Origin of the sequence: Mycobacterium barrassiae (genome assembly GCF_025822765.1) — a bacterium.
GTDB lineage: Bacteria > Actinomycetota > Actinomycetes > Mycobacteriales > Mycobacteriaceae > Mycobacterium > Mycobacterium barrassiae.
In genome coordinates, this window is record NZ_JACKUK010000011.1 from 140,292 (window position 1) to 152,381 (window position 12,090).

At 66.1% G+C, this 12,090-nt stretch carries 13 protein-coding genes; 10 read left to right on the forward strand and 3 right to left on the reverse strand.

What is annotated here, in order from left to right:
* Positions 1–51: 51 nt before the first annotated feature.
* The 8 genes from prfB to H7J93_RS03000 all read left to right on the forward strand — a co-directional run bounded on the left by prfB (position 52) and on the right by H7J93_RS03000 (position 6,478).
* Positions 52–1,158 carry a peptide chain release factor 2 gene (gene prfB, locus H7J93_RS02965; protein ID WP_267304802.1) on the forward strand — a complete coding sequence of 369 codons (1,107 nt, stop codon included), beginning with the start codon at positions 52–54 and terminating at the stop codon, positions 1,156–1,158.
* A complete protein-coding gene (locus tag H7J93_RS02970; protein WP_267304803.1) occupies positions 1,148–2,128 on the forward strand; it encodes a mechanosensitive ion channel family protein in 981 nt (326 codons plus the stop codon). Before prfB ends, H7J93_RS02970 begins: the two co-directional genes overlap by 11 nt.
* Positions 2,125–2,595, forward strand: coding sequence for an Rv3103c family proline-rich protein (locus H7J93_RS02975; RefSeq protein WP_267304804.1), 471 nt, complete (start codon positions 2,125–2,127; stop codon positions 2,593–2,595). Before H7J93_RS02970 ends, H7J93_RS02975 begins: the two co-directional genes overlap by 4 nt.
* A gap of 36 nt (positions 2,596–2,631) precedes the next feature.
* Positions 2,632–3,321 carry a cell division ATP-binding protein FtsE gene (gene ftsE / locus H7J93_RS02980; RefSeq protein WP_267304844.1) on the forward strand — a complete coding sequence of 230 codons (690 nt, stop codon included), beginning with the start codon at positions 2,632–2,634 and terminating at the stop codon, positions 3,319–3,321.
* The gene (gene ftsX, locus H7J93_RS02985; protein ID WP_267304805.1) at positions 3,321–4,217 is read left to right on the forward strand and encodes a permease-like cell division protein FtsX; all 897 of its coding nucleotides are present in this window, start codon (positions 3,321–3,323) and stop codon (positions 4,215–4,217) included. Before ftsE ends, ftsX begins: the two co-directional genes overlap by 1 nt.
* Positions 4,218–4,219: 2 nt before the next feature.
* Entirely contained in the window at positions 4,220–4,711 is a 492-nt protein-coding gene (gene smpB, locus H7J93_RS02990) for an SsrA-binding protein SmpB (RefSeq protein ID WP_267304806.1), read from the forward strand.
* Entirely contained in the window at positions 4,708–5,553 is an 846-nt protein-coding gene (locus H7J93_RS02995) for an EamA family transporter (RefSeq protein ID WP_267304845.1), read from the forward strand. The genes smpB and H7J93_RS02995 overlap by 4 nt, the downstream gene beginning before the upstream one ends.
* Positions 5,554–5,656: 103 nt before the next feature.
* Positions 5,657–6,478: a thioesterase family protein gene (locus tag H7J93_RS03000; RefSeq protein ID WP_276021239.1), complete on the forward strand. Its 822-nt coding sequence runs from the start codon at positions 5,657–5,659 to the stop codon at positions 6,476–6,478.
* A 195-nt stretch (positions 6,479–6,673) separates the two neighbouring features.
* Here H7J93_RS03000 and H7J93_RS03005 read toward each other — a convergent pair whose 3' ends face one another.
* From H7J93_RS03005 to H7J93_RS03015, 3 genes are read right to left on the reverse strand one after another with little or no spacing between them, the layout of a single operon-like run.
* Positions 6,674–7,894: a sulfotransferase family protein gene (locus H7J93_RS03005; RefSeq protein WP_267304807.1), complete on the reverse strand. Its 1,221-nt coding sequence runs from the start codon at positions 7,892–7,894 to the stop codon at positions 6,674–6,676.
* Complete coding sequence (locus H7J93_RS03010; RefSeq protein WP_267304808.1) at positions 7,891–8,943, reverse strand: DUF1214 domain-containing protein; 1,053 nt, start codon at positions 8,941–8,943, stop codon at positions 7,891–7,893. Before H7J93_RS03010 ends, H7J93_RS03005 begins: the two co-directional genes overlap by 4 nt.
* Positions 8,944–8,994: 51 nt before the next feature.
* The gene (locus H7J93_RS03015; protein ID WP_267304809.1) at positions 8,995–9,471 is read right to left on the reverse strand and encodes a hypothetical protein; all 477 of its coding nucleotides are present in this window, start codon (positions 9,469–9,471) and stop codon (positions 8,995–8,997) included.
* Positions 9,472–9,687: 216 nt separating this feature from the next.
* Between H7J93_RS03015 and H7J93_RS03020 the strand changes: the two genes are divergently transcribed.
* Positions 9,688–10,881 (forward strand): acyl-CoA dehydrogenase family protein, encoded by a 1,194-nt coding sequence (locus tag H7J93_RS03020; RefSeq protein WP_267304810.1) that lies wholly within the window; start codon positions 9,688–9,690, stop codon positions 10,879–10,881.
* A complete protein-coding gene (locus tag H7J93_RS03025) occupies positions 10,874–12,061 on the forward strand; it encodes an acyl-CoA dehydrogenase family protein (protein ID WP_267304811.1) in 1,188 nt (395 codons plus the stop codon). The genes H7J93_RS03020 and H7J93_RS03025 overlap by 8 nt, the downstream gene beginning before the upstream one ends.
* Positions 12,062–12,090: the final 29 nt, after the last annotated feature.

The following is a 12,090-nucleotide window of genomic DNA, read 5'->3' on the forward strand; positions in this document are numbered from 1 at the left end:
GTGACTCACGGATAACGGTGTCCAGATCTTGCACAGGTAACCTGAACTCCCGTGGATCCCGACCGTCAAGCCGACCTTGCCGCCCTTGACTCCACCCTGACCACGGTGGAGAGGGTGCTTGACGTCGATGGCCTGCGGGCCCGGATAGAAAAGCTCGAGCACGAGGCATCCGACCCCAACCTGTGGGATGACCAGACCCGCGCGCAGAAAGTCACCAGCGAGCTGTCCCACACCCAGGGCGAGCTGCGCCGCGTCGAGGACCTCCGGCGGCGCCTGGACGACCTTCCGGTGCTCTACGAGTTGGCTACCGAGGAGGGTGCGGCCGACGAGCTCGCGGAGGCCGATGCCGAACTGAAGCAGCTGCGCGAGGACATCGAGGCGATGGAAGTCCGCACGCTGTTGTCCGGCGAGTACGACGAGCGGGAGGCATTGGTCACCATCCGCTCGGGCGCAGGCGGCGTCGACGCGGCGGATTGGGCCGAGATGCTGATGCGGATGTACATCCGCTGGGCGGAGAAGCACGACTATCCCGTCGAGGTGTTCGACACGTCCTACGCCGAAGAGGCCGGCATCAAGAGCGCGACGTTCGCGGTGCATGCGCCGTTCGCATACGGCACGTTGTCGGTGGAGCAGGGCACCCACCGGTTGGTGCGGATCAGTCCGTTCGACAACCAGGGCAGGCGTCAGACCTCCTTCGCGGAAGTGGAAGTGCTGCCCGTCACCGAAACCACCGACCACATCGACATTCCGGAAGCCGATGTGCGCGTCGACGTGTACCGATCCAGCGGTCCCGGCGGGCAGTCGGTCAACACCACCGACTCGGCGGTTCGACTCACGCACATCCCGACCGGTATCGTGGTCACCTGTCAGAACGAGAAGTCGCAGCTGCAGAACAAGGTTTCGGCGATGCGCGTTCTGCAGGCAAAGTTATTGGAACGCAAGCGTTTAGAAGAGCGCGCCGAAATGGATGCCTTGAAGGGCGACGGCGGAAGCTCGTGGGGCAACCAGATGCGCTCCTACGTACTACACCCCTACCAGATGGTTAAGGACTTGCGTAACGAGTACGAGGTCGGCAATCCGGCCGCAGTGCTCGACGGCGATATCGACGGTTTCCTGGAAGCCGGAATACGTTGGCGCAACAGACGAGATGACGAATAGCAACCTGATTGCACTTTCCCTGGCCGACCGGTGGACCGGTTTCTGGCAAGGGAGCATGGGCGTCTGGATTCTCGAACGCGGCGTGCCGATTGCGCTTTATCTGATCGGCGGATTGCTGGCCGCCCGGTTCATCAACTGGTCCGCGCGCCGCATCGTCCGGCGCATCGACGCCGAATATCAGGAAAGCGACCAGTTGGTGCGCAGCGAGAGCGCCAAGCACCGCCAGGCTGTCGCATCGGTGATCTCCTGGGTGTCGGTCGCACTGCTCTTCGTCGTCGTGATCATTCAGGTCACCACGATCCTCGCGATTCCGATCACATCGCTGGTGGCGCCCGCCGCGGTGCTGGGCGCTGCACTCGGTTTCGGCGCACAGCGGCTGGTGCAGGATCTGCTCTCGGGCTTCTTCATCATCACCGAGAAGCAGTACGGGTTCGGCGACCTGGTGTCGCTCACCGTCGCCGGCATCGCGCTGCCCGCCGAAGGCACCGTCGAGGACGTCACGCTCCGCGTCACCAAGCTGCGCTCCAGCGAGGGGGAGATGTTCACGATCCCCAACGGTCAGATCGTCAAGACGGTGAACTTGTCCAAGGACTGGGCGCGCGCCGTCATCGACATCCCGGTGCCGACGTCGGCGGACCTCAACGTCGTCAACGACGTGCTGCACGGGGTGGCCGAGAAGTCGATGGAGGATCCCGGGTTGAAGGCGCTGCTCCTGGATGCGCCGCAGCTGATGGGCGTGGAAAGCATCGAACTGGAAACCGTGAACCTGCGGATGGTGGCCCGCACGTTGCCGGGCAAACAGTTCGAGGTGGGCCGCCGCATCCGGGTGCTGGTGGTCCGTGCGCTGCGGCGCGCGGGCATCGTCTCGCCCACTGAAGGCCGCGCGCCGAAGGTCGAGGCCATCGTGCACCCGGCGACTTCCGGCGGTGCCGAGGACGAGACCCAGGGGCCTCCGGAGGACCGGAAATGACGTCCTGGCTGAAGTTCAAGCTCGGGGGCCGGATGCGGGTCTCGACGGTGGTGCTCCTCGTCGCGTTCATCGCCTTGTTCTGGGTGTATCACAATGTGGAACCGGCTCCGACGCCCGAGCCGCCTGCACCTGTCGTGGTGCCCCCGGGCTTCGTGCCTGATCCGAACTACACGTGGGTGCCGCGCACGAACGTGCGACGGCCCAAGGAGCCCGAGGAAATCACGACGACCACCACAACGCCGACCACGACCACAACGTCGCCGACCACGACCACCACCAGCCCTACCGACACCACCAGTCCGACGTCGCCGACGAGCCCCACGGAGACCACTCCGACGACGACAGAGCCCACTCCGGCGGGGACCGTGATCGACCCGGACGGTCCGGGTCCGCTTGGGCCGATCACCCTGCCTCCGGTGCCGACGGTGCCTGGGCCCACCCCGGCGCTGACTCCTCCGCCCAGCTAGCCCGATTGGTTTCCCCCGCTACACTGGCGACCCGTGATGATCACCCTCGACCATGTCTCGAAGATGTATAAGTCGTCGGCGCGACCCGCGCTCGACGACGTATCGGTCAAGATCGACAAGGGTGAGTTCGTCTTCCTCATCGGCCCGTCGGGTTCGGGCAAGTCGACGTTCATGCGGCTGCTGCTCGCCGAGGAGACCCCGACGTCCGGGGATATCCGGGTATCGAAGTTCCACGTCAACAAATTGGCGGGCCGTCACATCCCCGGCCTGAGGCAGGTCCTGGGCTGCGTGTTCCAGGACTTCCGGCTGCTGCAGCAGAAGACAGTGTTCGAGAACGTCGCCTTCGCGCTGGAGGTCATCGGGAAGCGCTCCGAGGTGATCAACCGCGTGGTGCCCGATGTGCTGGAGATGGTCGGCCTGTCGGGCAAGGCCAACCGGCTGCCCAACGAGCTCTCCGGCGGCGAACAGCAGCGGGTGGCCATCGCCCGCGCCTTCGTCAACCGCCCGCTGGTGCTGCTGGCCGACGAGCCCACCGGAAACCTGGACCCCGAGACCAGCAAGGACATCATGGATCTACTCGAGCGCATCAACCGCACCGGGACGACGGTGGTGATGGCTACGCACGACCACCACATCGTCGACTCGATGCGCCAGCGCGTCGTTGAGTTGGAACTGGGCAGGCTTGTTCGCGATGAGCAGCGCGGCGTCTACGGAATGGATCGCTAGTGCGCTTCGGATTCCTCATCAATGAGGTCCTGACCGGTTTCCGTCGCAATGTGACGATGACGATCGCGATGATCCTGACCACCGCGATCTCGATCGGCCTGTTCGGCGGCGGCCTGCTGGTGGTGCGGTTGGCCGACCAGTCGCGCGACATCTATCTCGATCGCGTGGAGAGCCAGGTCTTTCTGACCAACGACGTCTCCGCCAACGATCCCACCTGTGACGCCGATCCGTGTAAGGCGTTGCGGCAGCAGATCGAGGACCGCGACGACGTGCGCTCGGTCCGGTTCCTGAACCGCGAAGAGGCCTACGCCGATGCCGTGAAGAAGTTCCCGGAGTTCAAGGAGTTCGCCGGCCAGGACGCGTTCCCGTCGTCGTTCATCGTCAAACTCGACGATCCCGAACAGCATCAGAACTTCGACGAGGCGATGGCCGGCCAGCCGGGTGTGCAGCAGGTGCTCAACCAGAAGGTGTTGATCGACCGGCTCTTCGCCGTCCTCGACGGCGTCCGGAACGCCGCGTTCGCGGTGGCCTTCGTGCAGGCGATCGGCGCAATTCTGCTGATTGCCAACATGGTTCAGGTGGCCGCCTACACCCGCCGCACCGAAATCGGCATCATGCGACTTGTCGGCGCGAGCCGCTGGTACACGCAGCTGCCGTTCCTGGTGGAGGCGATGCTGGCGGCGTTCGTCGGTGTGGTCATCGCCATCGTCGGGCTCATCCTGGTGCGAGCGTTGTTCCTCGAAAGCGCGCTGGACCAGTTCTATCGGGCCAATCTGATCGCCAAGGTGGACTACGCCGACGTGCTGTACTTCAGCGCGCCGTGGATGTTGTTCCTCGGCTTGGCGATGTCGGGCGTCACGGCGTACATCACCCTGCGGCTCTACGTCCGAAGATAGCCATGGCCAAGAAAGCTGACGCCGAAAAGTCGAACAACAAGATCATCGCGACGAATCGAAAAGCGCGGCACAACTATTCGATTCTCGAGACGTTCGAGGCCGGCGTGCAGTTGGTGGGCACCGAGGTGAAGAGTCTGCGCGACGGGCAGGCTTCACTGGTCGATGCGTTCGCCACCGTCGACGACGGCGAGGTGTGGCTGCGCAACCTGCACATCCCCGAGTATCACCACGGCACGTGGACGAATCACACGCCGCGGCGCAACCGCAAACTCTTGTTGCACCGCAAGCAGATCGACAGCCTGATCGGGCGGATCCGCGACGGCAATCTCACCCTCGTCCCGCTCTCGCTCTACTTCTCCGGAGGCAAGGTCAAAGTCGAATTGGCGCTGGCACGCGGTAAGGAAGCACGCGACAAACGCCAGGACCTGGCCAAGCGTGATGCGCAGCGCGAGATCAGCCGCGAGCTGGGCCGCCGGGCCAAGGGCATGACCTGATCGCCTTCGTCACCGCGCTGATCGCGGCGCTGGGTTACGGCATAAGCGACTTCGTGGGCGGTATCGCCTCTCGCCGGGTTGCCGCGCTGCGGGTGGTGCTCATTTCTTATCCGGTGGCGCTGCTGCTGCTGACGGTGGTCGCGGTGCCGGTCGGCGGTGAGATCTCCGGGCCCGCGGTGGCGTGGGGTTTGGCTTCCGGGGTCGCGCAGGCGTTCGGTGTCTGGTGGTTCTACGCGGCGTTGGGCGCCGGGCCGATCTCGGTGGTGTCGCCGCTGACGGCGATCCTCGTCGCCGGAATACCGGTCGGGGTCGGCCTGTCGCTGGGGGAGCGGCCGGGACTCATCGCAGGTGTCGGCGTCGTGGTGGCGTTGGTCGCGGTGGTGCTCGTCAGCCGGGAGGCCACCGACGAGGACGTCACCCCGCACAAGTTCACCACGAAGGTCGCGTGGCTGACGGTCGGGTCCGGCGTGGCGTTCGGGATGAACTTCGTGCTACTGGACCAGGTGCCTGTCGAAGCCAAACTGTGGCCGTTGGTGTTCGGCAGGCTCGCCGCGACCGCGATCGTGGTGCTGGCGGCGGCGCTCACCGCGAACCTCGCGCTGGAACGGGGGGTACCCCTGCGGTTGGCGCTCACGGCAGCGGTGCTCGACGCCGTGGCCAACGTCGCGACGCTGCTGGCACTGCAGTCCGGAATGCTGTCGCTGGCCGGCGTGCTGATCGCGCTGTATCCCGCGGCGACCGTGCTGCTTGCGATCGTGGTGCTCCGCGAGCGGGTGACGCGCTGGCAGGCGGTCGGGATGGTGTCCGCGCTCGCTGCCGTCGCGATGATCGCCGCAGGTTAGCGGCTCGCCGTCGCCCGGACCGACGAGCAGCCGCTCGATGGTCTGCTCAATAGGTGATACTGATGGCCATTAGTTAGGTCATCGAATCGTAGGAGCGTCACCGTTGGCTGAGTCGACGATCCCGCCGGAGGCACCGGGCACTGCGTATTTCGACCGTCGCGGTGAGAGCTACCACCCACGTTCGATCGCCAGGGGCGGATGGGGCCCATCGATCAGCGGACACGTCACGGGCGGCCTGTTGGGCTGGGCCGTCGAACGACTCGTCGACGATGATGACTTCCTGCCCGCGCGGCTCACCGTCGACCTACCGAGGCCATGCGCCATCGAACCGATCGAGGTGCACACCCGCGAGATTCGCGGCGGCAAGCGATTGCGCCTCGTCGAAGCGGTCATCGAGCAGGAGGGCAAGGTCGTCGCCCAGGCGAGCGGTCTGTTCCTCCGCCGTGGTGACCAGCCGTCCGGCACCATCTGGTCACCCGACGTCGAAATGCCGCCGATCCCAACGGATGTGAGGCCGAATAGCAACCCGCTGTTCGTCAGCACCTACGGCTGGGGCGCGTCCATCCAGAACCCGGACGAACACTGGGCCGGCGACGGCGGAGCGAAGTACACGTGGTTGAGGCTGTCCATGCCGCTCATCGACGGTGAACCGCTGACCCCGTTCACCCGCGCGGCGATGGCGGCCGATGTGACTGCCTCCCTGGTCAATTGGAGCTCGGAGGGCTTGAAGTTCATCAACGCCGACTACACGCTCACCCTGAGTCGCTTGCCGAAGGGAACGCTGATCGGCCTGGCATCGCATAGCCATTCCACCCAGGACGGAATCGCGACCGGTTCGGCGATACTTTTCGACGAGGACGGTGAGATCGGCAGCAGCATCGCTGTCTCAGTGGCCCAGGCAGGGTTCGCTCCGCCGTCGAAGTAGCGGTCAGATGACCAGCGACCCACCGTTGAGTCCGACGGTCCGGCGTAACCACAGCAGGAGAAGGCAGATCGCTGATCGCTACCAATCCGGCAGACGGGCATAGTCCCGTAGTGAGGCCTAGTGTCCGTTTCTACATCAGGGCTGTGAATGAGGCGTCCTTGAGCGTTTTCCACAGCCATGGTGTCGAAATCGCCGCTAGGGACGAAAACTGCTACCTCCCAGGAGGGCGAAGCGTTCACGTACTTCGGCCGCGTCGAGTCCAAAATCGGCCAGCTCGTAGCGGTGGGTCCCGTGGGCATCGCGCGGATGGGCGGCGTGGTAATCGGAGATGAACTCGTCGAGCGCCGGCGCCGGCATGTCGACGGCGGAGTAGATCTTCTCCAGCACGCGCACGGTGTCATCGACCAGTTCCCGGTAATCGACGTCGATGAGCGTGACCGCGTCGCGGTCCGGTGACGAGCGGAACTCCGCCGCCCGCCGGAACCACAGCTCGGTCTGATCCGCCTGGCGGCATCCGACGTCGACGGCATCCACGTCGTCGCTGTAGGTCGACTGGTACACCGCAAACAGGCTGGCGCCCGACGCGATGGTCGCCACGATATCGCGGTGGATCTGAATCACGATGGCACCGGGGAACTCTCGCGCGATATGCCGAAGTTCGGCGGTGTGGGCCGGCGCCTTCAGTACGAACCGGCGGTCGTCGTTGCACGCCAGCATCTGCAGCGCTTCGCGATAGCGCGCGTACGAATCGCCGAAGTCCTCGCCGGCCAGCCATGCGGCGTACGCGGGCAGCCGCATGAACGACGTGAAGCCCCAGTTGCGCATGTCGGTGCCCATTCCGAGAACGCACTCCTCGGGCAGCGTCGGACCCGACGGATGCACGAACGCCATATCGGGATTGAGCGTGTGAAGCATTTCGGTTCCGGCGGCGGACAATTCGGGCCCGGCGTTCGGTGCCGACTCCGCGAACAACCACGGCGCGGCGAGTTCGGCGGGGAGCTGGGCGTGTAGCCGCGGATCGCTGCCGAGCAGACGGAACAGGAACGTCGTCCCGGTGCGCCATCCGCCGACGATGACGATCGGCGGTGCCAGTGGTACGTCGGCTCTCGCAGGGTTCTCCTCGCGCCACTGCGTGATCTTCGCCCCGGCGGTCAACCGGCCGATCGCCGACTGCACCGCCGTCCGTGCGCCCACCGCGTTGAGGCGACCCTCCTCGTCCGCCGACCGCAGGAACGCCTCCAGTCCGGCGCGCCACCCCGTGGCGAACTGGTCTTCGTGAAAGCCGCGCGCTGCCAGGCGATCAAGTACTGCGCTGGGTTTCAAGAGGTAGCGTTCCGGCCGACTCGCGCGGTCCTGTTCGGCGGCCTCGTAGATCGCGCGGGCGGTGGCGGTGCGTGGGGTGGGCTGCCACGTCATGTGCGCACCACTTGCACGTCGGGGAGGGTCGGTTCGGAAGCGGGTTGCAGGAACCGCATCACGAATATTCCGAACGTGCGGCCCTCGGTGTCCAGCCAGTCATGGCCGGCCAGGCCCGGATCGCGGCCGGCGAGCGCGAACCGATACCGCCCGTCGTCGACAGTGGCGGTCGTCGCGGTTCGGGACACCGTGCGGCGCCGATAGTCGAGGGAATTCAGAAATCTGCTGTACAGCACGATGTTCCAGTGTCGGCACGCCACGAGCGGGCCGTCGAGGACCAGGCACTCGTCGGGTGCCAACGACCACGACCCTCGCAGGTAGTGGATGCCGGGTTCGGTGAACGCCGCGCCGCCCGTCATCTCCGACCAGTGCCGCACGGAGTTGGACTGCGCGAGGTCTTCGGCCGCCGACATCTCGAATGCGCGCGGGACCTGTGAGATGAACGCCCCGAGACGCGACAGATCGCGTGCGAACTTGGCGTCGTCGGGTGCCGTCGGCGGGCCAGGCGCGTCGAGCCGTTCGATCCGGCATGAGCCCGGCTCCTCCGGTGCCTGCTCGTCGTGGACGTAGCGCACCCAGACCGACGACGCCTCGGCCGGAATTTCCACCTCCGACGGCGAGGTGCCGGGCCCGCGGGTAAGCGTGACGGTGAAGTTGCCGTCCGCGTCGACCGCGACATCGTCGGAATCCACCCGCGCCACTGCCGAGGCATCGGCGACGCTGCGCCCGGCGTACACCGTGATCGATTGGTAGACCGACGATCCGACGTTGCCGGTGACGCGATAGCCGGTGCCGTCACCGATGTCGGTGATCCAGTAGCGGTAGTCGGGGTTGTCCATGAAGAACTTCTGCCGCCACCCGTTGAACGGCGTGAGTTCTGGTATGTCGCCTGAGGTTTCGAACCGACCGAGCAGGTTGTTGACCGCGCGCAGCAGTGCGCGTTGACCATCGGCGCGCTCGGCGGGATCGAGATCCCGGGTGGATTCGTCGAGGTGCTTTCCTGCGGCTTCGAGCCCGGCGACCAGATTCGCCCACCCCGATTCGGTCACGACCGGAGTGTTGCCGACACCCCGCGACGTGTCAACGCTCCCTATGCGCGCCTAGCGACTACTGGCGGCGTCCATCGGCTGTTGCACCTGGGCAACGGTGGGCTGGGCGATACGACGCGCGGGGCGGGGGCGCCGCCTGCGGGCGTCCCTGGCGACCCTGCGCGCGAGAACGCGGGCCTGCCTGCTGGTTATCGCGCGGTTCTTCGCGGCGAGCTCGTCCAGTTGTTGCCAGCTGAGCCCGTCGAGGTCACCGTCGGAGTCATGGGTGGCGATGACGACGCAGCCACGCAGGAGCGGCACGGTTCGCGCGGTGAAAGTCGTTGTTGCCATCAGTAATTCAGTGGCAGTGGTGTTGGCTCGGCGTTGACACTTCGGTGGCGACGCGGCGAACCAGAAGTCGTACTGGCGGTCTGTGCTGGTCAAGCACTGCAGACCGTGGGTTGCTACGAGCTGATCGATATCGGCCTTGCTATAGGCCCGGGTTTCATAAACGACGCCCTTTGGGCTGCAGTACAGAACGGTATGCATCCGAATATTCCATTCCACTCTTTCTTCTTTTCTTGGAGCGTGGCGAGCCACGCACTCCCTTGTTACCTGTGTTACCCGTGTGACAACTGAGACAAACCTGAATAACAATCGTGAAACGGGAAGTTTGGCCGGAAAGTGCGCCTGAAACACGCCTAGCAGGCCCATCGAGGTCCCCGCTGACGGTCGACAGGTGTCGAGTTTCTATCGTGACTGGTTATGAGCAACGACGCTGATGCCGAACGGGTCGCCGAACTGGCGCGGAGCGTGGTCGCCGACCACGATCCGAAGAAGGTGCCCATCCCTGAATACCTGGGCGCCTGTTACGACGCGGGCCTGTCCTGGGTGCACTTTCCCGAAGGCCTCGGCGGGCTCGGGGTCTCGCGTGGCCTGCAGGCCGTGGCCGACCGAATCCTGCAGGGTGCGGGCGGGCCGGTGCCACTCGGGCTCAACCCGATGGGCTACGGCATGGCTGCGCCGACGATCCGCGAGCACGCGCAGACCGACGAGGTGAAGCGCCAGTGGCTGCGACCGCTGGCCACCACCGAGGATCTGTGGTGTCAGTTGTTCTCCGAGCCGGGCGCCGGGTCCGATCTCGCGGGGCTGGCCACCACCGCGGTGCGCGACGGCGACGACTGGGTCATCAACGGTCAGAAGGTGTGGACGAGTTTGGCCCATCGAGCGCGCTGGGGCCTGCTCCTGGCACGCACCGATCCGGACGTGCCCAAGCACAAGGGTCTGACCTACTTCGTCATCGACATGCACGGTGAAGGCGTCGAGACGCGACCACTGCGCCAGATGACCGGGCAGGCCGAATTCAACGAGGTGTACTTCTCCGACGCGCGCATTCCGGACAAGCACCGCCTCGGTGAGGTGGGCAACGGCTGGAACGTCGCGATGACGACGCTGATGAACGAACGCACCGCCCTCGGCGGCAGCGGCAGCCGGCGCGGCGCGGGCACCATCGCCGATGCGACCGCGCTGTGGGCGTCCCGACCCGAGCGCCACACGCCCGTGCTGCGTGACCGGCTCACCCAGCTGTGGCTGCGCTCGGAGGCGCAGCGCCTGACCTCGGAACGCTCACGTGCCGCCGCGACGGTCGGCGGCCCCGGCCCGGAGGGTTCGATCGGCAAGCTGGTCGGTGCCGAGCTGAATCAGCACATCTACCAGTGGTGCATGGATTTCCTTGGGCCCGAAGGACTTCTATACCGCGGCTACAGCCAGGGCGCGGCCACCGGCGAGCGGGACTGGCAGGGGCCCATCCAGCAGAAGTTTCTGCGCAGCCGCGCCAACACCATCGAAGGCGGTACCTCGGAGGTGATGCGCAACATCCTCGGCGAGCGCATCCTCGGACTGCCCGGCGACCTGCGTGCCGATTCGGGCATGCGGTGGAAGGAGATTCCCCGTGGCTGACAAGCTTGCGGAACAGCCTGTGTTCCAAGCGGAGTACCGGTTCACCGAAGAGCAGGCGCAACTGCGCGATGCGGTGCGCAAGTTCAGCGCCGAGCACTTCGCGGAGGACAAGATCCGGACGCTCATGGAGTCCGATCCGCCGTTCGACGCGAAGGTGTGGGCGCGGCTCGGCGCCGAGCTCGGCGTCTTGGGGTTGTCCGTGCCGGAGGCCGACGGGGGAGTCGGCGGCACGTTGGTCGATCAGGCGGTGGCCATCGAGGAACTCGGCGCGCGGTTGGCGTGTGGTCCGCTGTTCGGCACTGTCTACGTTGCGATCCCCGCGTTGGTCGCGGCCTCGTCCGGACCCGCGCGAGACGAACTGCTCGGTGACCTGATCGAGGGCAGGCGCACCGCGGCCGTTGCGGTCGCGGATCAGTCGGGCGTATTCGACCCGGATGCGGTGTCGGTGACCGCCGAGGGCGACGCCGTTTCGGGCACGGTGAACCAGGTGGTTGACGGCGGCATCGCCGACGTGCTGTTGGTCGCGGCCCGCGGGGCAGACGGGGTGGCGCTCTACGCGGTCGACGCCGCAGCCGACGGCGTGGAACGCACGCCGCTCGCGACGCTCGACTTGACCCGCTCCGAGGTGAACATCGCCTTCTCGAAGGCGCCCGCAACTTTGATCGCTGGGCCCGACGAAACCGCGCGCGTGCTCGAGCATGCGCTGCAGGTTGGCGCGGCACTGCTGGCGGTCGAGCAGGTCGGCGCCGCGCAGCACCTGCTCGACTTGTCCGTCGACTACGCGAAGTCGCGGCTGCAGTTCGGCAGGCCGATCGGATCGTTCCAGGCGGTCAAGCACCGGCTCGCCGATCTGCTCGTCGACGTCGAGCACGCGAGATCGACGGCGTACCACGCGATCTGGGCGCTCACCGACGGATCCGACGACGCGGCATTGGCGACGAGCATCGCGCAGGCGGTCTGCTCGGCCGCCGGCAGCCACGTCGCCGCAGACGCCATTCAGGTGCACGGCGGAATCGGGTTCACCTGGGAGCATCAGGCACACCTCTACTTCAAGCGCGCCGCCACCAATGCGGTGTTGCTGGGTAACGCCGAGCAGCACCGGGAGCGGGTCGCCACGATGGTGCTGGACGGCGCCACGGCCGGCAAGGTGCCGTGGGTGGCCGACGGCACCGCCGTCTAGACGCGGGTGCGGATCTGACGGCGACACAC

Bases quoted from the DNA above. Each gene is read 5' to 3' on its own strand.
- H7J93_RS02970 (WP_267304803.1), top strand. From the start codon at position 1,148: ATGACGAATAGCAACCTGATTGCACTTTCCCTGGCCGACCGGTGGACC.
- H7J93_RS03005 (WP_267304807.1), bottom strand. From the start codon at position 7,894: ATGACGTGGCAGCCCACCCCACGCACCGCCACCGCCCGCGCGATCTAC.
- H7J93_RS03015 (WP_267304809.1), bottom strand. From the start codon at position 9,471: ATGCATACCGTTCTGTACTGCAGCCCAAAGGGCGTCGTTTATGAAACC.
- ftsE (WP_267304844.1), top strand. From the start codon at position 2,632: ATGATCACCCTCGACCATGTCTCGAAGATGTATAAGTCGTCGGCGCGA.
- H7J93_RS03020 (WP_267304810.1), top strand. From the start codon at position 9,688: ATGAGCAACGACGCTGATGCCGAACGGGTCGCCGAACTGGCGCGGAGC.
- smpB (WP_267304806.1), top strand. From the start codon at position 4,220: ATGGCCAAGAAAGCTGACGCCGAAAAGTCGAACAACAAGATCATCGCG.
- H7J93_RS02975 (WP_267304804.1), top strand. From the start codon at position 2,125: ATGACGTCCTGGCTGAAGTTCAAGCTCGGGGGCCGGATGCGGGTCTCG.